At 64.6% G+C, this 24,643-nt stretch carries 23 protein-coding genes; 7 read left to right on the plus strand and 16 right to left on the minus strand.

Annotation, left to right across the window (positions count from 1 at the left end):
- Positions 1-113: 113 nt before the first annotated feature.
- Positions 114-1,148 (minus strand): amino acid ABC transporter substrate-binding protein, encoded by a 1,035-nt coding sequence (locus tag P8T11_RS12815; protein WP_418910306.1) that lies wholly within the window; start codon positions 1,146-1,148, stop codon positions 114-116.
- Positions 1,149-1,458: 310 nt separating this feature from the next.
- Here P8T11_RS12815 and P8T11_RS12820 point away from each other — a divergent pair, with 310 nt between their 5' ends.
- The 4 genes from P8T11_RS12820 to P8T11_RS12835 are packed head-to-tail and all read left to right on the plus strand — an operon-like array spanning position 1,459 to position 4,671.
- Positions 1,459-2,457: a Bug family tripartite tricarboxylate transporter substrate binding protein gene (locus P8T11_RS12820; protein WP_268081587.1), complete on the plus strand. Its 999-nt coding sequence runs from the start codon at positions 1,459-1,461 to the stop codon at positions 2,455-2,457.
- A 55-nt stretch (positions 2,458-2,512) separates the two neighbouring features.
- Positions 2,513-3,193, plus strand: coding sequence for a 3-oxoacid CoA-transferase subunit A (locus P8T11_RS12825; protein ID WP_268081586.1), 681 nt, complete (start codon positions 2,513-2,515; stop codon positions 3,191-3,193).
- Between the two features lie 9 nt (positions 3,194-3,202).
- On the plus strand, positions 3,203-3,844 hold the full coding sequence (locus P8T11_RS12830) for a 3-oxoacid CoA-transferase subunit B (RefSeq protein WP_268081585.1): 642 nt from the start codon (positions 3,203-3,205) through the stop codon (positions 3,842-3,844).
- Positions 3,844-4,671: an IclR family transcriptional regulator domain-containing protein gene (locus tag P8T11_RS12835; protein WP_268081584.1), complete on the plus strand. Its 828-nt coding sequence runs from the start codon at positions 3,844-3,846 to the stop codon at positions 4,669-4,671. Before P8T11_RS12830 ends, P8T11_RS12835 begins: the two co-directional genes overlap by 1 nt.
- Positions 4,672-5,307: 636 nt before the next feature.
- Here the strand turns inward: P8T11_RS12835 and P8T11_RS12840 are convergent.
- The 6 genes from P8T11_RS12840 to P8T11_RS12865 form a co-directional block, all read right to left on the minus strand.
- Complete coding sequence (locus P8T11_RS12840) at positions 5,308-6,363, minus strand: L-threonylcarbamoyladenylate synthase (protein WP_268081582.1); 1,056 nt, start codon at positions 6,361-6,363, stop codon at positions 5,308-5,310.
- Between the two features lie 6 nt (positions 6,364-6,369).
- On the minus strand, positions 6,370-7,560 hold the full coding sequence (locus P8T11_RS12845) for a 5-(carboxyamino)imidazole ribonucleotide synthase (protein ID WP_268081581.1): 1,191 nt from the start codon (positions 7,558-7,560) through the stop codon (positions 6,370-6,372).
- Positions 7,557-8,087, minus strand: a complete 531-nt coding sequence (purE, locus tag P8T11_RS12850) for a 5-(carboxyamino)imidazole ribonucleotide mutase (RefSeq protein WP_050448834.1) — start codon at positions 8,085-8,087, stop codon at positions 7,557-7,559. The genes P8T11_RS12845 and purE overlap by 4 nt, the downstream gene beginning before the upstream one ends.
- A 105-nt stretch (positions 8,088-8,192) precedes the next feature.
- On the minus strand, positions 8,193-8,765 hold the full coding sequence (locus P8T11_RS12855; RefSeq protein ID WP_268081580.1) for a disulfide bond formation protein B: 573 nt from the start codon (positions 8,763-8,765) through the stop codon (positions 8,193-8,195).
- 10 nt (positions 8,766-8,775) lie between these two features.
- Entirely contained in the window at positions 8,776-8,934 is a 159-nt protein-coding gene (locus P8T11_RS12860) for a DUF5993 family protein (RefSeq protein ID WP_268081579.1), read from the minus strand.
- Positions 8,935-9,121: 187 nt separating this feature from the next.
- Positions 9,122-10,003, minus strand: a complete 882-nt coding sequence (locus tag P8T11_RS12865) for a phosphoribosylaminoimidazolesuccinocarboxamide synthase (protein WP_230694637.1) — start codon at positions 10,001-10,003, stop codon at positions 9,122-9,124.
- A 241-nt stretch (positions 10,004-10,244) separates the two neighbouring features.
- Here P8T11_RS12865 and P8T11_RS12870 point away from each other — a divergent pair, with 241 nt between their 5' ends.
- Entirely contained in the window at positions 10,245-10,700 is a 456-nt protein-coding gene (locus P8T11_RS12870) for a GFA family protein (protein WP_268081578.1), read from the plus strand.
- Between the two features lie 127 nt (positions 10,701-10,827).
- On the opposite strand, the gene fba is transcribed toward P8T11_RS12870, so the two are convergent.
- The 7 genes from fba to P8T11_RS12905 all read right to left on the minus strand — a co-directional run bounded on the left by fba (position 10,828) and on the right by P8T11_RS12905 (position 20,121).
- Complete coding sequence (fba, locus tag P8T11_RS12875) at positions 10,828-11,892, minus strand: class II fructose-bisphosphate aldolase (RefSeq protein WP_050448830.1); 1,065 nt, start codon at positions 11,890-11,892, stop codon at positions 10,828-10,830.
- Positions 11,893-12,185: 293 nt separating this feature from the next.
- Positions 12,186-13,625 carry an amidase gene (locus P8T11_RS12880; RefSeq protein ID WP_268081577.1) on the minus strand — a complete coding sequence of 480 codons (1,440 nt, stop codon included), beginning with the start codon at positions 13,623-13,625 and terminating at the stop codon, positions 12,186-12,188.
- Positions 13,618-15,321, minus strand: a complete 1,704-nt coding sequence (locus P8T11_RS12885) for an ABC transporter ATP-binding protein (RefSeq protein ID WP_268081576.1) — start codon at positions 15,319-15,321, stop codon at positions 13,618-13,620. The genes P8T11_RS12880 and P8T11_RS12885 overlap by 8 nt, the downstream gene beginning before the upstream one ends.
- Positions 15,321-16,160, minus strand: coding sequence for an ABC transporter permease (locus P8T11_RS12890; RefSeq protein WP_268081575.1), 840 nt, complete (start codon positions 16,158-16,160; stop codon positions 15,321-15,323). The genes P8T11_RS12885 and P8T11_RS12890 overlap by 1 nt, the downstream gene beginning before the upstream one ends.
- On the minus strand, positions 16,157-17,134 hold the full coding sequence (locus P8T11_RS12895; protein WP_268081574.1) for an ABC transporter permease: 978 nt from the start codon (positions 17,132-17,134) through the stop codon (positions 16,157-16,159). Before P8T11_RS12895 ends, P8T11_RS12890 begins: the two co-directional genes overlap by 4 nt.
- The gene (locus P8T11_RS12900) at positions 17,131-18,735 is read right to left on the minus strand and encodes an ABC transporter substrate-binding protein (RefSeq protein WP_268081573.1); all 1,605 of its coding nucleotides are present in this window, start codon (positions 18,733-18,735) and stop codon (positions 17,131-17,133) included. Before P8T11_RS12900 ends, P8T11_RS12895 begins: the two co-directional genes overlap by 4 nt.
- Positions 18,736-18,798: 63 nt before the next feature.
- Entirely contained in the window at positions 18,799-20,121 is a 1,323-nt protein-coding gene (locus P8T11_RS12905) for an ArgE/DapE family deacylase (RefSeq protein WP_268081572.1), read from the minus strand.
- Between the two features lie 248 nt (positions 20,122-20,369).
- Here P8T11_RS12905 and P8T11_RS12910 point away from each other — a divergent pair, with 248 nt between their 5' ends.
- Together P8T11_RS12910 and P8T11_RS12915 are read left to right on the plus strand one after the other, a co-directional pair.
- Positions 20,370-21,143, plus strand: a complete 774-nt coding sequence (locus P8T11_RS12910) for an IclR family transcriptional regulator (RefSeq protein WP_268081571.1) — start codon at positions 20,370-20,372, stop codon at positions 21,141-21,143.
- A gap of 137 nt (positions 21,144-21,280) precedes the next feature.
- Positions 21,281-22,897, plus strand: a complete 1,617-nt coding sequence (locus tag P8T11_RS12915; RefSeq protein ID WP_268081570.1) for an ABC transporter substrate-binding protein — start codon at positions 21,281-21,283, stop codon at positions 22,895-22,897.
- 114 nt (positions 22,898-23,011) lie between these two features.
- Here P8T11_RS12915 and P8T11_RS12920 read toward each other — a convergent pair whose 3' ends face one another.
- Positions 23,012-23,911, minus strand: coding sequence for an SMP-30/gluconolactonase/LRE family protein (locus P8T11_RS12920; RefSeq protein WP_268081569.1), 900 nt, complete (start codon positions 23,909-23,911; stop codon positions 23,012-23,014).
- A gap of 296 nt (positions 23,912-24,207) precedes the next feature.
- Complete coding sequence (locus tag P8T11_RS12925; protein WP_268081568.1) at positions 24,208-24,642, minus strand: hypothetical protein; 435 nt, start codon at positions 24,640-24,642, stop codon at positions 24,208-24,210.
- Position 24,643: the final 1 nt, after the last annotated feature.

Below are 24,643 nucleotides of genomic sequence, written 5' to 3' on the forward strand. Positions count from 1 at the left end.
GGAGGAAGATCGCGCCAGCATCACGCCCGCCATCGCACTGGCAATAAAAAGGCGGCCAACACAGCGGCCCACACAGGCGGGCCGCCTTGCCTGCCGCACACGCCGCGGCCGCGTCAGCGAATCGGCCACGGATACATGGCGCCGCCGTTGCTCCACAGCGCATTGGTACCCCGTTGCAGGCCCAGCTTGCTGTCCTTGCCGACGTTGCGTTCGAATATTTCGCTGTAGTTGCCCACGGCCTTGATGGCGTTGTAGGCCCATTTTTCGTCCAGGCCCATGTTCTTGCCCGCCCCTGGCGTCACGCCCAGGATGCGCAAGACGTTCGGGTTCTTGCTCTTCAGCATCTCATCAACGTTCTTCTGCGTGATGCCGTATTCCTCGGCTTCCAGCAGCGCGAACAAGGTCCAGCGCACGATGCTCAACCAGTTCTCGTCGCCCTGGCGCACCATGGGGCCAAGCGGCTCTTTCGAGAAACGTTCCGGCAGGATTTCGTAGTCATCCGGGTTTGCCACTTGCGTGGCGCGCACGGCTGCCAATTGCGAGGAGTCGTCGGTGAAGGCATCACAGCGGCCGGCTTCAAAAGCACGTACCACTTCCGTCACCTTGTCGATCACGACCGGCTTGAATTCAATACCGTTGGCGCGAAACCAGTCAGCCAGATTCAGTTCGGTGGTGGTGCCGGGCTGCACGCAAATGGTGGCGCCGTTGAGATCCTTGGCGCTTTTCACGCCCAGCTTCTTGCTGACCAGAATGCCCTGTCCATCGTAAAAGCTGGCGGCCACGGCGGCCAGGCCCAGGGACGTGTCGCGCGTCTGCGTCAAGGTGACGGTGCGCAGCAGCACGTCGACTTCGCCCGACTGCAACGCGGTGAACCGTTGCTGGGTGGACAGCGCGGTACCTTTGAATTTGGTCGGGTCACCGAACACGGCCGCAGCCACCGCCCGGCAGATGTCCACGTCCATGCCCGCCCATTCGCCCTTGCTGTCGGTGGCCGAGAACCCGGATACGCCGTCGCTCAGGCCACACTGCACAAAACCTTTTTTCTTCACCGCATCCAGGGTGGGGCCGGCAAGCGCCGCCTGGGACGCGCAAGCCAGGGCCAGAGCGCCGGCCGCCAACCATGTTGACCGCTTTATTGACCACTTCATTGACCCCGTCATCGCGCTTCTCCTGAAGGTGGAATTCGCGCCAGATTACGCCATGTCCACCCTGTGAACAACGCGGCTTTCCCTAGTGCAAACCCCAGGAATGACAGGCCTGCCAGATCGGGACATTTGTCCGGTGATCGAACTTAATCAGACCGTTTCACCCCGATCGGCGCGCCCCCGCATGCCATACTTTTTTTGCGTCGATGTCCGATACGCGGCATTGCCGCAAACCCTTAAAAAAACGCCGAGCGCGCCAGCAGAAAACCTGGCGCGCATCGATATTCGGTCGATTCATGGAGGAGACAAATCCATGGCTACAGTTTGCAAAACGCAGCCCCGCCGCCTTGCCCTGAAAACCTTGTTGTGCTCGGCCCTGGCCACCATCGGCCTGGCCGCTGGCCCGGCCCAGGCCGCGGATGACTGGCCCACCAAGCCCATCAAGATCATCGTGCCGTACACACCGGGCGGCTCTACCGACATCGTCACCCGCATCGTGGTGGAAAAGCTGGCGCCGCGCCTGGGCCAGACGATCATTGTCGAAAACAAGCCGGGCGCCAACAGCAGCGTGGGCTCGGCCATCGCCGCCAAGGCGGACCCGGACGGCTACACCTTCCTGGCCATGCTGCCCGCCTACCTGGTCAACTTCCATCTGTACAAGCTGAACTTCAAGCCCACGGACCTGGTGCCCGTGGTGCAGATGGCCGACCTGCCCCTGTTCCTGTTCGTGGCCGAAGACGTGCCCGTCAACACCGTGGCGGAATTGGTCGACTACGGCCGCAAGCATCCCGACAAGCTCACCTATGCGTCCAGCGGCACGGGTTCCAACGCGCACCTGACCGGCGCCCGGTTCGCGTCGAAGAACCAGATTGCCATGACGCACGTGGCCTACAAGGGCAGCGCGCCGATTCTGACCGACTTGCTGGGCGGGCGCGTGTCGATGGTGTTCGACCCGATTCTGGTGCCGATGCAATACGTGAAACAGAACCGGCTGAAGGCGCTGGCCTTCACCGGCAAGCAGCGCTGGCCCGACGAGCCCTCGATTCCCACCATGGGCGAAGCCGGCCAGCCGGGTTTTGAAACGGGTTCGTGGGCGGGACTGCTGGCGCCGGCCAACACGCCCCAGCCCATCATCGACCGCATGGCGCGCGAGGTCGCGGAAGTGGTGAAGGACCCCGAGGTGCGGCGTAAATTCATCGACGTCGGTTTCCTGCCGGTGGGAGGCACGACGGCGCAATTCGCCGAATTCATGCGGCAGGAATCCGCCCACTATGCCGACGTCGTCAAGCAGGTCGGCATCACCGCGAACTGAACGAAGCCGGGGCGCGGCGGCAACGCCGTCGCCCCGGCGGATCGGAACCCACATCATGATCAACAAGTTCATCGACACGCCCGAGGCCGCGGTCTCGGACATCCACGACGGCGCCACGATACTGATCAGCGGCTTCGGCGGCGCCGGCATGCCCACCGAACTGATCCATGCCCTGATCGACCAGGGCGCGCGCGAACTCACCGTGGTCAGCAACAATGCGGGCAACCACGAAACGGGGCTGGCCGCGTTGATCAAGGCCGGCCGCGTGCGCAAGGTGATCTGCTCGTTTCCCAAGGCGTCCCACTCCTGGGTCTTCGACGACCTGTACCGCCGTGGCGGCATCGAACTGGAATGCGTGCCGCAGGGCACCATCGCCGAGCGGCTGCGCGCGGCGGGCGCGGGGCTGGGCGGATTCTTCACGCCCACCGCCTACGGCACCGAACTGGCGCAAGGCAAGGAAACGCGCATGATCAACGGGCGCGGCCATGTATTCGAGACGCCGCTGCACGGCGACTTTGCGCTGGTCAAGGCCGACCAGGGCGACCGCTGGGGCAACCTGACTTATCACAAGAGCGCGCGCAACTTCGGGCCGATCATGTGCATGGCGGCCAAGACCACCATCGTGCAGGTGCGCGCCAAGGTTGACCTGGGCGAATTGCCGCCCGAAGCCATCGTGACGCCCGGCATCTTCGTCAAGCGCGTCACCGAGGTGGCCAATGCCGCCTTTTCCAGTTGAAGGACAGCCATGTATCAACCCTTGACCCGCGAGGCCATGGCGCGCCGCCTGGCCCTGGATATTCCCGACGGCAGCTACGTCAACCTGGGCATCGGCATGCCGGTGCTGGTGGCCGCCCACCTGCCGGATGACCGCGAGATTGTGCTGCACAGCGAAAACGGCATCCTGGGCATGGGCCCGCCGCCCGCCGATGACGCCATCAATCTGGATTTGATCAACGCCGGCAAGCAGCCCGTGACCCTGCTTGCGGGCGGCGCGTATTTTCACCATGCCGATTCCTTCGCGATGATGCGCGGCGGCCACCTGGACATCTGCGTCATGGGCGGCATGCAGGTCGCGGCTAATGGGGATCTGGCCAATTGGTCGCTGGCCAGGCCGGGCGAAGCGCCCGCCGTGGGCGGCGCGATGGACCTGGCGGTGGGTGCGCGCAGCGTGTTCATCATGATGGAACACAACAGCAAGAATGGTGATCCGAAGATCGTCGAACGCTGCACTTATCCCTTGACCGGCGCGGGCGTGGTGGACCGCATCTATACCGATCTGGCGGTCATTGACGTCACGCCGGACGGCTTGGTGGTTCGGGATATGATCGACGGCATGACGCTGACCGAACTGCAAGGACGCACCGGCGCGCCGCTGCGCGCGGGCTGATGCTGCCCAACCTGCCCCCGCCCGGCTACGCCGCGCCGCTGGCCGCCGACGACCATCCCGACCAGTTCCGGGGCGACCCGGACTACATGCTGACCCTGGCGCGCGGCCTGCACGTGATCCGCGCGTTCGGCACGCGGCGTCATCCGCAAACGGCGGCGGAACTGAGCCGGCGCGCCGGCCTGCCTCGCGCGGTGGTGCAACGTTGTCTGCACACGCTTATGCTGCTGGGCATTGCTGAACAGCACGGCAGGTTGTATGTGCTGACGCCGCGCATCCTGGGCCTGGGCTATGCGTATTTCTCGTCCACGCCGTTTGTGTCGCTGGCCCAGCCCGTGCTGGAAGAACTGAGCGCCACCGTCAACGAGACCTGCGCGCTGGCCATCATGGAAGGCCACGAAATGCTGTATCTGGCGCGTTCCGAAGTGAACCGCCTGCTGGCAACCTCCATGGGCCTGGGCAGCCGCCTGCCGGCTTATTGCACGTCGATCGGGCGTGTGCTGCTGGCCGAACTGCCCGAGCCCGCGCTGGCCCGCTATTTCGCCGCCACTGACCTGCAGCCCTATACGGAATTCACGCTGAACACGGAAGCAAAACTGCGCATGGAACTGGCGCGTATCCGCGAGCAGGGCTACGCGGTGGTCGATCAGGAATTGGAATTGAACGTGCGCGCGATCTCGGTCGCAGTCCGTTCCGCCAGCGGCAAGGCCTGCGGCGCCGTGAACGTCAGCGTCAAGGCAGCGCGCGTGCCGCTAACGCGCCTGACGGAAGAATTCTTGCCCCCGCTGCGGCAGGCTGTGGAAAGAATCGGGGAATTTCTGGTCGCATGAAGCGGTAGGCGCCACCGTCCGATGGGTTACGCGCGTTAAGAGCCCTGCCCCATCTGACCGCCATGCCGCGCTGCACCCATCCTACAAGTCCGTAGGATGGGTGCAGCGCGAGAAGCCCAACAAAAGAAAACAAGCAAGGTTCGCGCGAAACCCATCAAGCATCCGCCCAAACCCCCACGACCATCAGCGAAGCCCGCAACAACCAACCCGGTTCACGAGTCACCGCATCCCCCAATTCGTAGGATGGGTGCAGCGCGAGAAGCCCGGCAAAGGAAAACCAGCCAAGTTCGCGCGAAACCCATCAAGCAGCCGCCCCAGCCCCACGCCCATCACCGAAGCCCGCAACAACCAGCCCGGTTCACAACCCACCGCGTCCCACGATCCGTAGGATGGGTGCAGCGCGAGAAACCCAACAAAAGAAACCCAGCCCAGTTCGCGCGAAACCCATCAAGCATCCGCCCAACCCCCCACGCCCATCACCGAAGCCCACAACAACCAGCCCGGTTCACAACCCACCGCGTCCCACGATCCGTAGGATGGGTGCAGCGCGAGAAACCCAACAAAAGAAAGCCACTCAAGTTCGCGCGAAACCCATCAAGCATCCGCCCAAGAATCCCGCGCCCCCCATCCAGCAACCTACCCCAACCCCGTCATATCCAACGAAAACGCCGCGGCCGCGCGACCGATCCGGTCATTGACCGCGTGCCATTCATCACTATCAGGCGGCGCCTGCACGATGATCCGCGAATACCCCTGCTTATCCAGATCACGCAGCAAGCCATACAAGGCCTGCGCGTAACGCGCCGGATCCTCAGGCACAGACTGCCATTGCAAACGCGCATCCATCGCTTCAGGCTTCACCCCGTACGCCACCACCACCACCTTGCCCGCTGGCAAATTCCGGCCTTGCACCACCTCTTGCAGCCGCTCGTCCGACGCCAGCTCCAGCGGTGTGCGCGGCGCATAATGCGCCTTCAACGTACCCGATGCCCGTGGCGCGGCGGCGTCCGGTGCGAACACCTGCACGCCCAGCACCGCTTCAATCTGCGCCGCACTGATATGACCCGGACGCAGCAGCACTGGCCCCGCACCGCGATCCAGGCGCGACAGGTCAAGAATGGTCGACTCGATACCCACTTCCGACGCGCCGCCTTCCAGCACCGGCATGCCCGCCGCGACTTCCTCCGGGAACTCGCTGCGCACATGCTCGGCGCGCGTGGGCGACACCTGGCCAAACTTGTTGGCCGACGGCGCGGCCACGCCGCCCTGCCCGTTCGGCTTGCCCGCCGCGAACGCCGCCAGCAGCGCCTGCGCCACGGGGTGTGATGGGCAGCGGATGCCGATGCTGTCCTGGCCGCCGCTTACCGTGTCCACGATATGCGGCGCGCGCTTCAGGATCAGCGTCAGCGGCCCCGGCCAGAACGCATCGATCAGCAGGCGCGCCTCGGGCGGCACGTCCGCCGCCCAATACGACACATCGCCACCGGGCGCGATGTGCACGATGACGGGATGGTTCGACGGACGGCCCTTGGCCGCGTAGATCTTCGCCACCGCCTGCGGGCTTTCCGCATCCGCGCCCAGGCCGTAGACGGTCTCGGTCGGAAAGGCGGCCAGATCGCCGTCCAGCAGGCGCTGCGCGGCGTGGGCGATGTCCGCGTCGCGCGCGGAATCCAGCGTGGGCAAGGAAGGCATCGCGGTTTACTCGGGGGCTTGCATGCCCAGCGCGGCGGCCACGCGGGCGGCGTCGCTGCGGGCCTCATCCAGCGTGGGCGCCACGATGGTGATGTGACCCATCTTGCGACCCCGGCGCGCGTCGTGCTTGCCGTACAAATGCAGCTTGGCGGTGGGCACCGCCAGCGCGGCGGCCCAGTCAGGTTCGCGCTGGGTGGTGGCCGTGGCCGATTCGTACCAGATGTCGCCCAGGATGTTCAGCATGACGGCGGGCGCCAGCAGCGCCGTGCTGCCCAAGGGCAAGCCGGCCATCGCGCGCGCCTGCTGTTCGAACTGGCTGGTGACGCAAGCGTTCATCGTGTAGTGGCCGCTGTTGTGCGGGCGCGGCGCGATCTCGTTGACGATCAGGCTGCCGTCCTTCAACACAAAGAACTCCACGCACAGCACGCCGTGGTAGCCCAGGCCTTGCGCAATCGACTGCGCCGCTTCGGTGGCACGGGCCTGCCGTTCGGCGTGGGCAGCGTCCGACTGCACGGGCGCCGCCGTCGACACCGCCAGGATGCCGTCGCGATGCACGTTGCGCGCCACCGGGAACACCACGCTGGCGCCATCGAAACCGCGCGCCAGCACCACCGAGATTTCATAATCCAGCGGCATCAAGGCTTCCAGCACGCAGGCCACGCCGCCGAATTCGGCAAACGCAGCCAGCGCTTCATCGCGCGTGCTGATGCGGGCCTGGCCCTTGCCGTCATAGCCCAGGCGGGCCACTTTCAAGATGCCGGGAAACAAGGCGTCGGGCGCGGCGCGCAGGTCCGCTTCGCTGCGGATGGCGGCGTGCGGCGCAACGGGAATGCCTTGCGCGGCGATGAAGGTTTTTTCGGCGATACGATCCTGCACGATGGCCACGGCGTCGGCGGCCGGGCTGACGCGGCAGCGCGTGGCCAGCGTGCGCAGGCTGTCGGCGGGGACGTTTTCAAATTCGGTGGTGACGGCCTGGCAGGTCTGGGCCAATCGCGCCAGCCCGGCTTCGTCGTCGTAGGCCGCCTGGATGTGCAGGTCGGCCACCATGCCGGCGGGGCATTCGTCGGCCGGGTCCAGCACGGCAACCTTGTAGCCCAGGCTTTGCGCCGCGTGACAGAACATGCGGCCCAGTTGGCCGCCGCCCAGCAAGCCCAGCCAGCCGCCGGGGGCAATCATGAAGGAAGTGGGTTTGCTCATACGATCGACGCCTCGGGCGGAACCTTCATGTCGCGCGCGGCTTGCGTCTGGCGCGCGCGGAAAGCCACCAGCTTCTGATGCAGACCGGCATCGGTGCCGGCCAGCGTGGCAATCACGTGCAGCGCCGCGTTGGCCGCGCCGGCTTCGCCGATGGCAAATGTGGCCACGGGCACGCCCTTGGGCATCTGCACGATGGACAGCAACGAGTCTTCGCCACGCAGGTACTTGGACGGCACCGGCACGCCAAACACCGGCACTTCGGTCAGCGCCGCCATCATGCCCGGCAGGTGGGCCGCGCCCCCGGCGCCAGCGATGATGCCGCGCAGGCCGCGGGCATGCGCCGCCGCGCCGTACTCGGCCATGTCTTGCGGCATGCGATGCGCGGAAATCACGCGCGCCTCGTAAGCCACGCCGAAATCCTCCAGCATGGTCACCGCGTGCTTCATGACCTCCCAATCGCTGGAAGATCCCATAATCACGCCCACCACGGGGGTGGCCTCTGCCGCTGCGGAAGTCTTGGCTGTCATAACCGGTGTCGAAAAGGTAAGACCGCGGAAACCTGCCCGCGGAATGTCAAAGGACCGCGGACCGAGTCCGCGAAACCCGGTATTTTACCCGGCGCGCGGGCGAAGCTAGCGCGCGGCCGGTGACGACAGCAACAGATAGCTGTCGGGATTGTCCGGGCAAGGCCCGAAACCGCATTCCAGCGTGGTGCCGCCCACGTTGGCCAGCGTCATGATGAAAAACAGGGCCATGACGATGATGCCCAGCACCGACACCGGCTTTTTCAGCATGCTGTCGCCCCATTTGCGGTCGGCCGTCTGCATCAGGATGCAAAAAACGATGATGGCGCAGAAAGCGATGAAGGCCCAGGTGTAGAAGTGCATGCCCAGGAACGGCGAGCCATAGCCCGGATCGCCCGGCGCCATGTGCAGCAACACCTGCCGGCCTGACGCCAGCATGCCCCCCAGCGACGCCGCGATGCTCATGGCGTAGTGCATGGGCGATGGCCCCAAGCGCATGTTCAGCAGGAAACCCACCCCGGCCAGTATCAGCGCCACGCGCTGCAACAGGCACAACGGGCAAGGCAGTTCGCCATAGATGAACTGCCAGGCGAAGGCCATGCCCAGGATGCCGGTGATGCCCAGCAGCGCCAAGCCGTTCAACACACGCGAACCGCGCGCCGGATTGCGGGAAAAAATCATGGCCCGGCCTTTACAACGACAACGCCAGGGGCGTGTTCATGTGGTGCACGCACCAGGCGGCGAAGATCGCCAGCGTCAGCAGCCAGAAAGTCACGCAGGGGCGGCGCTTGCCAAGCACACCGAACCACACAGCGACCAATCCGGTCAGAAAGGGCAACATCATGATCATGCGGAAGGCTCCTGTCGGCGGACGTCCTGCAAAGCAGCCGACGAGTATAACGTAACAATCCGACATATTTGTTATCGAAAGCCCTGATGCGCGCGGCGCCGGCTTATGCCTTGGGAGCATAAAAAAACCCGCTCACTATGCATGAGCGGGTTGTTTCGACCACGAAGGCCTGATGCCCTAAGGCGGATCAGGCGATCAGGCGATCCAGCGCTTCGCGGTACTTGGCGGCCGTCTTTTCCAGCACGTCTTGCGGCAGGCGCGGGGCGGGCGGGGTCTTGTCCCAGGTTTGGGTTTCCAGCCAGTCGCGCACGAACTGCTTGTCGAACGACGGGGGGCTGATGCCCACGCGGTAGCCGTCGGCGGGCCAGAAACGCGAAGAATCGGGCGTCAGCACTTCGTCCATCAAGTGCAGCGTGCCGTTGTCGTCCAGGCCGAATTCGAACTTGGTGTCGGCAATGATGATGCCCTTGGTGGCGGCAAACTTGGCGGCTTCCGTGTACAGCTTGAGCGTGACGTCGCGGATGCGCTCGGCCATTTCCTGGCCAACTTCCTTGACCACGTGCGCAAAGTCCACGTTTTCGTCGTGCATGCCGAATTCGGCCTTGGCCGCGGGAGTGAAGATGGGCTCGGGCAACTGGCTGGCCTGTTGCAGGCCGGCGGGCAGTTGAATGCCGCAGACGGCGCCGGTGGCCTGGTAGTCTTTCCAGCCGGAACCAATCAGGTAGCCGCGGGCAACCGCTTCCACCAGAATCGGCTTCAGGCGCTTGACCACCACGGCGCGGCCGCGCACCTGGTCGACTTCGTCCGGGGCCACCACGTCTTCGGGCTGCACGCCCGTGGAGTGGTTCGGCAGAATGTGGGCCAGCTTCTGCAACCAGAATTCGGTCAGCTCGGTCAGCACCTGCCCCTTGCCGGGGATGGGGTCGTCAAGGATCACGTCGAAAGCGGAGATACGATCCGACGCGACGATCAGCAACTTGTCGTCGCCCACCGCGTACATATCGCGCACCTTACCGCGGCCCAGCAGCGGCAAGGACTTGATGCTGGATTGATGCAAAGCAGAAGTCACGGGAATGGCCTATGGCAAAAATGAAGATTCCCGCCACGGGCGAGCGCCAGGGCGGGAAGTAGAACGAAATCGGAACCTGCGCAAAAGGCGGCATGGCCTCTGCAAGACGCATAGATTACTGCAAATAAGCCCGTCTTGCCGGGCGGCGGGGGCCGGGTTAGGCTCTGATTTCCGACACACAATTCGCGCCGGCCGCCTTTGGGCGTCACGCCGCAGACCTTACGCCCGGAGACAAAGCCGTATGCAGGAAGCTTCCCTCAAACGCCCGCCCGCCGCCGACGCGCAGGTACACCTGACTGGCGGTTGCCAGTGCGGCGCGATCCGTTACGCCGTTACCGACGAGCCCATCACCGCCGCCACCTGTCATTGCCGCGACTGCCAATACTCCAGCGGCGGCGCCCCGGCCCATGCGTTGATCTTTCCCGCCGGCTCGGTGACGATGCTGCGCGGCCAGGCCAAAGAACACCGCTACAAAGGCGATTCCGGGCACACCGTCATGCGCAGCTTTTGCGCCGCCTGTGGCACGCCGCTGTTCGGCGGCTCGGAAGGCATGGGATACGAAGTGGTGCGCGCGGGCTCGCTGGACGACCCCGAAGCCTTCCACGCCAAGGCCAGCCTGTGGACCAGTTCGGCGCCGTCCTGGCACCACGTGGACCGCAGCGTGCCGCACTTCCCGCAAAATTCGCCGCCCGCCTGACGCGCGGGGCTGACGCGGCCAGCCGATACGCTCGTCTTGGCAGCCGGCCAAAACAAAGGGGTGGGTCCATGACGGACCCACCCCTTTTTGCTACCCCGGCGCCCCCCGAAGGCGGCGTTGGATAGGCTTATTGCACCACTTGCGACAGCTTGCCCGAGGCGTACTGCGCGGCGATTTCGGTCAGCGGCAGCGCCTTGATCTTGCTGGCGTTGCCGGCCGTGCCGAATTCCGTGTAGCGAGCCACACAGATCGCCTTGGCGGCGGCGCGGGCGGGCTTCAGGTATTCGCGCGGGTCGAACTTTTCGGGGTTCTCGGCAAAGAAGCGGCGAATCGCGCCGGTCATGGCCAGACGAATATCGGTGTCGATATTGATCTTGCGCACGCCGTACTTGATGGCTTCCTGGATTTCCTCGACCGGCACGCCGTAGGTTTCCTTCATGTTGCCACCGAATTCGCGGATCTCGGCCAGCAGTTCCTGCGGCACGCTGGAGCTGCCGTGCATCACCAGGTGGGTGTTGGGCAGGCGGGCGTGGATTTCCTTGATGCGGGAAATCGACAGGATGTCGCCGGTGGGCTTGCGCGTGAACTTGTAGGCGCCGTGGCTGGTGCCGATGGCAATCGCCAGCGCGTCCAACTGGGTGCGGCGCACAAAGTCGGCGGCTTGCTCCGGGTCGGTCAGCAGTTGATCCATGGTCAGCTTGCCGTCGGCGCCATGGCCGTCTTCCTTGTCGCCTTCCATGGTTTCCAGGGAACCCAGGCAGCCGAGTTCGCCTTCAACCGTCACGCCCAGCTTGTGGGCGACGTCCACCACCTTCTTGGTGACTTCGACGTTGTAGTCGTAGTCGGCGATGGTCTTGCCGTCTTCTTTCAGCGAACCGTCCATCATCACGCTGGAGAAACCGAGGTCGATAGCGCCTTGGCAGACCTTGGGCGACTGGCCGTGGTCCTGGTGCATGACGACGGGAATGTGCGGATAGGATTCCACCGCGGCCTGGATCAGGTGCTTCAGGAAGCCTTCGCCCGCGTACTTACGCGCGCCGGCCGAAGCTTGCATGATCACCGGGCTGTCGGTCTCCGCAGCGGCTTCCATGATGGCCTGGACCTGTTCCAGGTTATTGACGTTGAAAGCCGGAATGCCGTAGCCGTTCTCGGCGGCGTGGTCGAGCAACTGGCGCATGGAGACTAGGGCCATGAGTGGTCCTCCTATGTACTGTCTATGGAATGATGGTTGAAGCCTTGCTGAATGGGGTGATTTTACGGGGGAATCGCTGAAAGGTCTTGCAACCGCCGGTATCCGGTCCATTCAGCCGATGGCAAAGCGGTGCAAGCCCCGCGCGGGTCGTCCGGAAGCATGATGGGCAAGGGGCGGCCAAAGCCGCCCCCGACGCGTGCAACCCCTACCCCAGGATCTGTTCCCCGTGTCTGTTCCCCAAGGTCCGTCCCGAGGGGTCTGTCCTGAGGGGGTCTGTCCTGAAGGGTCCGTCCCTAGACCGCTTGTGGCACGGCGATGCGCCCTGCCCAGGGCTGGGCCGTTTCCAGTTGCGCCGACAAGGCCAGCACCACCGCTTCGTGGCCATAACGGCCCACCACCTGCACGCCCACCGGCAGGCCCGCGTCGGTCCAGACCAGCGGCAAGCTGGCGGCCGGCTGGCCCGACGCATTGAACGCCGCCGAGAACGTGCCGTAGGTGGCGACCTTGCGGCGGAAGTCCAGGAACGAGCCCTGGGCCGTGGACAATTCGCCCAGCTTCAACGGCAACTGCGTCAGCGAGGGCGACAGGATGGCGTCGTAGCCTTCCATATAGTTGTCAAGAATGCGGCCGATGGCATGGAAGCGGTTCACGCTGCCGATGTACTGCGCCGCCGGCAGCGACTTGCCGTATTCATATCCTTGGCGCAGCACGGGTTCCAGGTCATCGTCGGCCAAAGGCTGGCCGGTCAGGCCCAGCCGCGTGTCCACCGACAGCACGATGTTGCCCGCCAGCACATTGGCGTGGGCCTGCACGAAGGCGTCGTACTCGATGTCCGGCGGTGTGCCGTCCACGACCTCGTGGCCCAGTTCCCGGCACAGCGCCGCCGCGCGCTCGACAGCGGCGATGCATTCGGGCGCCACGGCCACGCCATTGAAGGCGCTGCGCCACACGACGATACGCATTTTTCGCACAGGGTTGGACAGCAGTTCCAGATAAGACGCCGGGGCGGCGGGTGCCGCGTAGGGCGCACCCGGCTCCGGCGCGCACACGGCGTCCAGCGCGGCCGCCGTGTCGCGTACCGAACGCGACAACACGCCATCGGTCGCCAGGCCGCCCCAGCCTTCGCCACGCAACGGACCCATGGGCACGCGGCCGCGCGACACTTTCAGCCCGTACACGCCGCAAGCCGCGGCGGGAATGCGAATGGAGCCCCCGCCGTCGCTGCCGTGCGCCAAGGGAACGATGCCCGCCGCCACCGCCGCCGCCGCGCCACCGCTGGAGCCGCCCGTCGACCGCGTCGGGTCCCAGGGGTTGCGGGTCGGGCCGCCATTGCGCGCCGCCTCGGTGGTGGGCGCCATGCAGAATTCGGGCACGGTGGTGCGGGCAAACGGAATCAGGCCGGCGGCTTCAAAGCGGTCGGCCAGGGTGGCGTTACGGGCATAGCGCGTGTCGTTCAACAAGCGGGAGCCCAGGCTGGACGGAAAGCGCGTGTGCGCCAGCCCCGAATCTTTCAGCAGGAATGGGATCGCGCCGAACACGCCCCGGGCTTGCCAGGCGCGCGCCACATCCAGCGACTCTTCATAGCGCTCGTAGCAGAGCGCATTCATGGCCGGCGCGCGTTCTTGCGCCAGCTTGATGGCGCAGGCCATCAGGTCTTCGGGGCTGACTTCGCGCCTTGCCAACAAGTCGGCCAGCGCCAGCCCGTCCAGCGCCTGATACTCGGTGTCACGCATACTGCTTGCTCCTTGAGGGGTCTGACAGCGCATCCAGATCGGGTTTGTTCCAGGCCTTGCCCGGCACCGATTCGATCAGTCGGCGCGTGTATTCATGTTGTGGGTGGTAGAAAATCGTGGCCGCGCGTTCCAGCTCAACCAGTTGTCCCTGCCGCATCACGGCGATGCGGTCGCAGATCTGGGCCGCGACCCGCAGGTCGTGGGTGATGAACAGCACCGACAGGTCGAACTGCCCGCTCACGGTCTTGAGCAGGTCCAGCACCTGCGCCTGGATGGACACATCCAGCGCCGACACCGCTTCGTCCGCCACCAGCAGCCGGGGCTTCAAGGCCAGTGCGCGGGCGATGCCCACGCGCTGACGCTGCCCGCCAGAGAATTGGTGCGGATAGCGGTCGCCGGCGTCTCCCCCCAAGCCCACCAGTTCCAGCAATTCACGCGCATCGCGCAGCGCGGTCTTGCGGCTTGCGCCAAAGGCGATGGGGCCTTGCGCCACCGCCTCGATCACGCGGTGGCGCGGGTTCAGCGATGCGTAGGGGTCCTGGAACACCATCTGGATCTGACGGCGATAGGGGCGGAAGTCGCGCGGCTTCATTCCCACGAGTTCCTGGCCTTCCATGCGCACGCTGCCACTGTCCGGCGAGATCAAGCCGATCAGCGTGCGGCCCAGCGTGGACTTGCCCGAACCGGACTCCCCCACCAGACCCAGCGTTTCGCCCTGCCGGATTTCCAGCGAGATATCGCGCAGTGCATCGACCCGGCGCCCGCCCGTGGCGAAGGTCTTGCACAGCTTTTCCACCACCATCAGCGCGGGCGCCGCGCCGGCCTCTGCCTTGCCCTGGGGCTTGTGCGGCACGGCTGCGATCAACTGGCGCGTATAGGAATGCTGTGGGCGGTTCAGGATGTCTTGGGCGGCGCCCGCCTCCACCACCGCGCCCTTGCGCATGACGACGATGCGATCGGCAATGTCGGCCACCACGCCAAAGTCGTGGGTAATGAAGATGACGCCGATGCCCATGCGCCGTTGGATGTCCTTGATCAGCCCGAGTATCTGCGCCTGCGTCGTGACATCCAGCGCGGTCGTGGGTTCGTCGGCGATCAGCACATCCGGCTCCAGGGCCAGCGCCATCGCGATCACCACCCGCTGCCGCTGCCCGCCCGACAACTGGAACGGAAAGGCGTCGACCATGGCGGCGGGATCCGGCAGCAAGACCTGTTCGAACAATTCCAGCACGCGCTGCTTGCGCGCCGCGACGCTCAGCGTGGTGTGGCGCTCGAGCACTTCGTCCACCTGCCGGCCCACGCGCATGATGGGATTCAGCGCGGTCATGGGTTCCTGGAACACCATGCCGAACGACTTGCCGCGCAATCCGTACCAGTCGGTGGCCGACAGGCCGACCAGGTCGCGCCCGCCGTACAGGATCTGCCCCTGCGTAACGCTGAGCTGACCGGCCGGCAGCAGGCCCATGATGGCGTGCGCCGTCACGGATTTGCCCGAACCGGATTCCCCCACCACGCACAGGATCTCGTTGCGGTTGACGGTGTAGGACACGTCCTGCACCACGGTCGGCCCGCCGTGCGCGGCCGTCACGCAGAGCCCGCGGATGTCCAGCAGCGCGCTGGCGGCGTTGGAAGCCGTGGTGGTGGGATTCGTGGCGTTGGAAGTCGTCGCGTCGACGTTCGTGTAGTCAGTACCCATTACGTCGTCCTCCTGCGCGCCAGCTTCGGATTAAGTGCGTCGTTCAGTGCTTCGCCGATCAGGTTCAGCGACAGCACCGTCACCAGGATCGCCACGCCGGGGAACACGCTCATCCACCAGGCGTCGCGCAGCACGCTGCGCGAGGCGCCGATGATGTAGCCCCACGTCATGGCATTGGGGTCGCCCAGGCCCAGGAAGCTGAGCGCCGATTCCAGCAAGATCGAACTGGCGATCATGAGCGAGCCGGACACAATCACCGGCGACAGGCTGTTGGGCAGGATCTGCGTCAGGATGATGCGCAAGTTGGATTGGCCGGCCAGCATGGCCGCCTGCACGAATTCACGGTTCTTCAGGCTCATGAATTCGGCCCGCACCAGACGCGCCAAGGGCGGCCAGGACACCACCGCGATCGCGAAGATCACGGTTGCCATGTTGGGGGTCAGGATGGCCACCAGCACCACCGCAAGAAAAAAGCTGGGAATGGTCTGGAAGAGTTCGATGAAGCCGACGATGGCCTGGTCGACCCGCCCGCCATAAAAGCCCGCCAGCGCGCCCACCGTGATGCCCACCAGGATGGACACCGCCGTGGACACGGCGGCCAGCACCAGCGTCACGCGGGACCCATAGGCGATGCCGGTGGCGATGTCGCGGCCCAGGGTGTCGGTGCCCAGCAAGGCGCCGTCCGACAGCGGCGGCATGAAAGGGCCGTTGATGATGTCCCAGGGGCTGTCCGGAAAGATCCAGCTGGCGGTGACGGCCATCAGCGTGACCAGCGCGATCACGATCAGGCCCATGATGCCGCCCTTGTTGCGGCAGAACGATTGCATGAACGCTTTCATTTCAGTTCGATCCTGGGATCCGCCACCGTGTACAGAATGTCGGTGACTAGGTTGACCACCACCACGATCAGCGAGGCCACGAAGAACACGCCCAGCAGCACGCTGTAGTCGCGCTGGATCAAGGCGTCGAACGCCAGCCGGCCGATACCCGGCCAGGCGAAGACGGTTTCCACCAGCAGCGAACCGCCGATCAGGCCGCCCGCCTGGATACCCGCATACGTGATGACGGGCAGCAGCGCGTTGCGCAGCACGTGGCGCACGATGACGGTGCGTTCGGACAGGCCCTTGGCGCGCGCCGTCTTGACGAAATCAAGCTGGCTGATTTCCAGGATGGACGCGCGCGTCAACCGGGCGTAGACCGCCATGTAGAACATGCCCAAGGTCAGCGCCGGCAGCAGCAGATGCTTGGCCACGTCGGCCAGGCGGGCCAGCCCCGTCAGGTTCGCGCCCACGCTTTCATAACCGAAGGCCGGCAGCCATTCCAGGTTCACCGAAAACAACAGCACCAGCATCAGCCCCACCCAGAACAGCGGCGTGGCGTAGGCCAGCATGGACAGCGTGGTGATGACGGTGTCGCCCCACTTCCCCACCCGCAGCGCCGCCTGCGTGCCCAGGCTGACCCCTGCCAGCAGCGCGAATGCGAAGGCCGACAGGGTCAGCAGCAACGTGGCGGGCAGATGTTGCAGGATCAGGCTGGAAACCGGCGCTTGCTGGCGGTAGGAATAGCCCAGGTCGAACGTGGCCACGTTCTTCAGGTACTGCCCCAGTTGCACGGCAATGGGCTTGTCCAACCCGAATTCCTGGCGCAGCTTGGCGATGAACTCGGCATCCACCGCGCCGGACTGGCCCGCCAGGATTTCCGCCGGGTCGCCCGGCGCCGCCCGCACCAGGAAGAAGTTGAAGAGCGCGATCATCAGCAGAACCAGGATGCTCTTGACCACCCGGTTCGCCAGGAATTTGCCGACCTTCTTCATTCTTTGGACAGCCAGGTATCGCTTTGCGTATCCACCACGCCCAGCGCCGTCGTCACCGCGTTGTGCACGCGCTTGTTCAGCAGCGTCGAATAGTTCGTGTCGGCCACCCACAGCACCGGCACGTCTTCGACAAGAATGCGCTGCACTTCGCTGTACAGCTTCTGGCGTTCTTCATCCGTTGCGGCCGTGGCGGCGGCATTGAACAGCTCATCAACCTTGGGGTTGTTGTACTGCGAGGTATTGCTGAACATCATCCCCTTCTTGATGTTGCTGCTGACGTAGGTGCGCGACACGCCGATCGCCGGGTCGCCATACTGGAACACGCCGTTGGCGCCCATGTCGAAATCCCAGTTGCCCACGCGGCTGACCCAACCGCCCACATCGGTGTTCTCGATGCTGACGGCCACGCCGATCTTGGCCAGGTTCTGCTTGATGTATTCAGCAGTGCGGCGCGGCATTTCGCCATAAGGCAGCGGGATCAGGCCAAGCGTGGCGCGCACGCCCTTGGCGTCCGGCTTCAGGCCCATTTCGTCCAGCAGCGCAATCGCCTTCTTGGGATCGTACGGATACTTCTTGACGTTGGCGTCATAGAAGCGCGTGTTGTGGTGGATGGGGCCGGTGGCCACGGTGCCCGATCCGAACATGATCTTGTCCACGATGAACTGGCGGTTGATGCCGTACATCAGCGCCTGGCGGAAGCGCTTGTCAGAAAACGGCTCGCGGCCGCCGTTCAGCTCAATCCATTGCATGGTCGACCAGTACTCATAGCCCTTGTGAGTCTGGGTGATGGTGGGCAGCTTGGCCACGCGCGCCAGGTCTACCGATTCGATGTCCTGCAGCCAGGCCTGCAACACCGTGCCTTGTTCCAGCGCCACGCGGCGCGAGGCCGAATCGGGAATCACGCGGTAGGTGATGCCGTCCAGGTAGGGCCGGCCTTCTTTCCAGTAGTGCTCGTTCTTGACGAGTTCAACGTAAGAACCGCGTTCCCAGTGCTTGAACTTGAACGGGCCGGTGCCGATGGGCGCGTTGTTGTTGGGGTTCTGGCCGATGGGCGTGTCGACGTCATACAGGTGCTTGGGCAGGATGGCGCCGCCGCCGATGTCGAAGGCGTACAGGAACGCCGAATACGGCTGCTTCAATTTGAAAACGACGGTCTGCGCATCGGGCGCCGACACCTCTTGCACATTGGCCATCAGCGTGCGGGTGCGCGGCGTATTGGCCAGGATCTTGGTGTAGGTGAACACCACGTCGTCGGCCGAGAACGGCTTGCCGTCGTGCCACTGCACCTTGGGTTGCAGATGGAAGGTGTAGGTCAGGCGGTCGGGCGAGACCTCCCAGGACTTTGCCAGGCCGGGCTGCGGCTTGAGGTCGAAGGAATAGGTCAGCAGGCTTTCGAAGATCTTGCCGGCCACCAACTGCGTGCTGGCCACTTGTTGCACCGCCACGTTCAAGCTGGGCGGCTCGGGGCTCAGGATGGCGGTCAGCACGCCACCGTATTGGGGTGTTTCAGCCGCCTGCGAGACGGGCGCCGACAGGGTCAGAAGGCTGGCCACGGCCAGGGTGCAGCGCGCAAGGGCGCGCCGGGCAATGATGGATGTCATGGCAGGTATTCCGTATTGAGAGAACAACGGCGGGAGGCGCCGCGGCGCGTGCCGCGGCCGGGCTCAGGCTTGCAGCGGTTCAACGCCGCACCAGTCGTGGATGAAAAGCGCCAAGGCGGTGGCTACGCGCACCATGCTGTCCACTGACACGCATTCGTTGAAACCATGCACGTTCTGCACCTTGGGGCCATAGCAGGTGACCGGCACGTCCATCAACAGCCGGAAGTGGCGGCCGTCGGTGGTGGCAGTCAGCGCCGTGGGTTGCGGCAATTCACCGGCCACGCGGCGGTGGGCGTCGGCCAGCAACTGCATGGCCGGCACGTCCAGGTCGTACTCGCAGCCGGGCGCGTGGAAGCCTTCGTAGCGAATGTCGATGCGGACATCGCTGTCCGTCAATGCTGCTTCGACGGCGCGGATGCGCGACTCGACCAATTGCTTGGCCGCTTCGATGCTCATGTCCGGATAGCAGGCAATGCGCATGCCCAGCGTGCAGACGCTGGGTACCGACGAATTCCAGTCACCCGCGTGGATCTGCCCCAGGTTGAAATTGATGGGATGCGCATGGTCGCGATAGGCGGGGTGCCGGTTTTCAGGCTGGTTCCATTCGTGTTCCAACTGCTTCATGGCATCAACGATGCGCAGGCCGGTCTCGACCGGGTTGACGCCCGTGGTCATGTAGGCGGCATGCGCGGGGCGGCCCACGATGTCCACGTACATCCAGTACACGCCCAGTTGCGCGCTCATCATGCGTTCATGCGTGGGTTCGGGGATGACCACCGCGTCGAACGCACTGAGCTTGGCCGCCGCGATGGCGCTTTGCAGCGCCGACACCGTGGCCAGCGTGCCGTTGCCGGTGTTTTCTTCTTCAAGCACGCCGTTGAACCCCACCGCGCCGGCGGGTTGCACGCCCAGCTCGCGCAGCGCCTTGAACGCGGCCAGCGCGCAGATGATGCCGGCCTTCATGTCGCCCGCGCCGCGGCCATACAACCAGCCATCGCGCAGTTCGCCGTCGAACGGCGCCGGGTCCCAGAGTTCATGCGGCCCCGTGGGCACCACGTCAAGGTGGCCGTTGAACAGGACGGCGCGGCCGCCCGCGCTACGCGGCTCGTGGCGCGCCAGCACGTTGTAGCGGCCGCCGTCCGGGCAGCATGCCGGGGAATACAAAGGCAGGTTTTTCAGCTCTTCGGTACGCAGCGCAATGCGCTCGGACGCCAGGCCCAGGTCCGACAGCGCGTCTTCCAGAAACTCGGCGGCGGACATCTCCTGCCCGGGCAGGCTGCGGCACTGCACGAAACCGGTCAGCGTGTCGGTCATGTATTGGCGGAGCTGGTTGACGGCTTCGGCGATACGGGCCTGGTCCAGGCTGGCTGTTGCGACGCTGCTCATTGCATTCCCCTTGTCGGCTGTGAAATCGGCGATTTCATAGGTATCAATATTTGATATCTAAATATCTATATTTGGCATGATAGAGTTCACACAATTGCGGGACAAGCCGCAAACCATGGGTAATTTCCCTAGCCCTGACAGAAATCGATTTGCCACTACAGTGCCTATCCGCGTGCGAATAGTCCGCACCGATAGCCCGCACCGACACCGCGCGGCAAAAACAAGAAAAGAGACTGGAGTAGATCAACATGGCCACAACCGAAACCCGGTTCAACCAATCCCTGGCGAAAGGCTTCGGCATCCTGGAAGCTTTTTCGAACCATCCCGGCCCGCTCAGCCTGAATGAGCTGACAGAGTTGTCAGGGCTGGACCGCAGCTCCACCCAGCGCATGCTGCACACGCTGGTGGCCCTGGGTTATCTGGAACGCGGCAGCAATCAGCGCGGCTACGTGCTGGGCAAGAAGATCCTGGACCGCACCTTCGACTTTCTGCGCGGCCATCCGCTGCTGGAACGCGCCACCCCTATCCTGGAACAACTGCAACAGGAATGCGGCGAACGCGTGGATCTGAGCCTGTTCGACGATCTGACCATCGTTTACGCGCTGCGCCGCCAAAGCAAGCGCCAGACTTTCTACGCCACGCTGGTGGGGCGCCGCATGCCGACGTTCTCGTCGTCGGGCGGCCGCGCCATCATGTCGCATCTGGCCGATGACGAAGTCGACAACATCCTGGCGCGCAGCGACTTGCGGCCGCTGACGGCCAAGACCATCACCGACCCCGACCTGATCCGCCAGCGCGTGCGCGAGGCGCGCGTGCAGGGCTACGCCGTCTGCCTGGAAGAAAGCATGGTGGGCGAGATCGTGCTGGGCAGCGCGGTCGTCGACCACAGCGGACGGCCCATGGCGGCCATCCATATCTCTGGCCTGCTGGCCGAATGGACGCTGGATTCCTTCACGCAGCGTTTCAGCTCATTGGCGATCTCCGCCGCGCGCGCGTTGAGCGGCCGTCCCAACCGCAACTGAAAGCGCCCCGCCTCATCCTTTTAGCGGGATATCCCTAGCCCTCGCCGCCTTGCGCGGCCTGGGTCAGTGCTGCACCATAATCTTCTTGGATTCCTTAGTATCAATATTTGATACTTAAAAACCCAAGGAGACTTGCCTTGAAGTGCAATATCGTCCGCCGCGCCCTGACGCGGGGCATGCTGGCCACTGTATTTACCGCCACATTCGCCACCACCGCCATCGCCGCCTCGCCCTCGGCCGATCTTCAGCCGCAATACGGCGGTGTGCTGACCGCCATCCTGAACCCCGAGCCGCCCAACCTGAACGTGGCCATGCAGCAGGTGGGCACCACGCAGATGGTGGCGGGCAAGGTCTACGAAAGCCTGTTGACCTATTCGTTCGACCTGAAGCCGCAACCCAGCCTGGCCAAGTCCTGGGAAGTGTCAGACGATCAATTGACCTACACCTTCCATCTGCAGCCCAACGCGCAATGGCACGACGGCAAGCCCTTCACCTCGGCGGACGTGGTGTTTTCGTACAAGCAGGTGCTGGCCAATACGCCGCGCACGCGCGCGCTGATGCGCTACATCCAGGACATCACCGCGCCCGACGAGCACACCGTGGTCTTCAAGCTGAAGGAACGCTATTCGGCGTTCCTGTATGCGTTCGACATTGGCGGCGGCGTGATCCTGCCCAAGCACCTGTTCGACGTCGATACGCCCATGGCGCAGAACCCGCACAACAATGCCCCAATCGGCACCGGCCCGTTCAAGTTCAAGCGTTGGGAACGTGGGTCCTACATTGAACTGGTCAAGAACAAGCATTACTGGAAGGAAGGCCGGCCCTACCTGGACGGCATCATTTACCGTGTGATTCCGGACGCGGCCTCGCGCCGCCTGGCCCTGGAACAGCGCACCGTACAGCAGGCCTGGCTGCAAGACATCGAACCCTTCGACATGCCGCGCGTGGCCAAACTGCCGCACATCAACGTCACGCAAAAGGGCTATGAGTATTGGTCCACGCTGCACTGGATTGAAATGAACGGCGCGCGCAAGCCCATGGACGACAAGCGCTTTCGGCAGGCGGTCATGTACGCCATCGATCGCGATTTCATCGCCAAGCGCATCATGTTCGGCATGGGCACCGTGTCCACGGGTCCGTTCCATCGCAACACGCGCTTTTACGACCCCAACATCAAGCAGTATCCGTATGACCCAAAAAAGGCCATCGCCCTGCTCGACGAAATGGGCCTGAAGCCGGACGCCAATGGCGTGCGCGTGAAGCTGGGGCTGATCCCCAACCCCTACGGCGAAATGCAGCGACGCATTGCCGAATACACCAAGCAAAGCCTGGGCAAGGTCGGCATCGCGATCGACATCGAAAGCACCGACGTGGGCGGCTGGACCACGCGCATGGGCAACTGGGATTTCGACATGGCCTACAACGGCGTATTCCAGTACGGCGACCCGGCGATCGGCGTGTCGCGCACTTACGTCAGCAGCAACATCAAGAAGGGGCTGGCCTTCACCAACACCTCGCAATACCGCAACCCCAAGGTGGACGCGCTCTTTGACCAGGCCGCCACGGCGCCCACGGACGAGGAACGCCAACGCCTGTACACCGAGGTCCAGAAAATTCTGGCGGAAGACGTGCCCCTGGCCTGGATCGACGACACCAATTACTCCACCTACCTGGACACGCGGGTGCACGGCGCCATCACGACCGGGCTGGGCGCCGTGGGCAGTTACGCCGACGCCTGGCTGGCGCCGAAGTAGACGCTGCGGACCGGCCCCTGGGCGCATAGCGCGGGGGCCGCCGCATCAGGGCAGGCTTATCAACGCCGCCGCATCACGGCATGCCCTTCACGACGGACCCATCCCGTCAAGCCATCAAGGCCGGCCCGCGTGCGGCACGTCCACCCGGGTCATCAGAATGCGGCCTTCGGGCTTGGCGCGGCGGTTGGCTTCAATGAAATCCGGCGCGGCAGCCATGAACAGCGTGCAGCCATCCGGCCCGCCCAAGGCCGCCGCGAAAATGCCGAACTCGCCGGTGTCGATCTGTTCAAGGATCTGCCCACCGCGCGCCAACCGCACGATGCGCTTGCCGATGGCGTCCGCCACCCACAGCGCACCTTCCGCGTCCAGCGCCCCGCCGTCCGGGCCGATGGTCGACGCGGCGATCAACACCGACAGGTCGTCGCTATCCGGCAGCGCGCCGAAGTTGGCCCAGTCGCGGCGCGGACCCAGCGCGCCCGTCGGCAGGATGTCGAATTCCGAGATCCGGTTGCCGAAGGTTTCGTTGACGATCAGCGTCTTGCCGTCTGGCGTGATGAACGACCCGTTGGGAAAGCACAGCCCTTCAGCCACTGCCTGCGCCACGCCGTCCGTGTCCACCCGCACCAGCGTGGTCGTTGCGACCGGCTCGCCAGCCATCAGGTCAAAACCGAAATTGCCCACGTATGCCCGGCCCTGCTCATCCACCACCATGTCGTTGATGGGGCCACCCGTGAGCGCCGACAGGTCGGCATGCACGGCCAGCGTGCCGTCGGCCTCGCGGCGCAGCACCTTGCGGTCTTTCATGGATGAGATCAGCAGGCGGCCATCGGGCAGCCAGCCCAGGCCCGAGGGTTGCTCCGGCACGCGGCAGATCTGTTCGATCTTGCCGGCCAGGTCCACGGCGATGACCTGCTCGGTATAGAAGTCCGACGCCCACAGGCGGTCTTCGTGCCACCGCAGACCTTCCAGGTAGGTGTATCCGGACGCCAGCACGGACAGTTCGCGTTTCGGCATTGCTTGGTCTCCATTTATTTTCCCGGTCGGGGCCGGTTCTTATCGATGCGCCGCTTGGCGGCCGGCCCATTCTGGCACGCCGGAAGGGCTTACTGATACGTCCCCAGCATGACAACTCGGTGTCATATGGGCAGCATGAGCGACCCGCGGGGAAGACAATCCCGAGGGCGTGCTCGCGGCCGCCCGCGCGCCGGCGCGGGCGGCCGCGAGCACGCGGTCAACCGGGAGGGGAAACCCGCGAGGGGAAACCAGATGTGGTCGAGGGGACCTGGTCGACTAGATTCAGTCGACAGTATTCAGTCGTTGACCGAGCAGGATACCGGTGCGCCGTCTTCGAATTCAACGTCGTAGGTGTGGACCGGATCCCAGGGCAGCGTGAACCAGAGTTCGTAGCCGTCGCCGTCTTCGTCGAACAGCCACAAGGCGCGCAGCACGGCCTTTTCGGCCATGGCTTCGGCGGTTTCTTCCTGCAGCAACTGGTCGTCGTCCAGGCCCAGCTTCTTGTAGTGCTCGTAGGAATAGTTATCCAGCAAGAACTCGGCCGCCGCCAGGATGTGATCGTCCAGATTGTCGATGATGGCCTTGACCACCTTGGACGCGCCGCTGTCGGGCTCTTCGCCATCCGTCTGGATCATGACGTGGATGGGGGGACGGCCATCACCGACGGGCACGTTTTCGGCCGCCCACAGATCGGGTTCTTCGGGGTCTTGGTTGAAATTGAATCGTGCCATC

Origin of the sequence: Achromobacter spanius (assembly GCF_029637605.1) — a bacterium.
Lineage (GTDB): Bacteria > Pseudomonadota > Gammaproteobacteria > Burkholderiales > Burkholderiaceae_B > Achromobacter > Achromobacter spanius_E.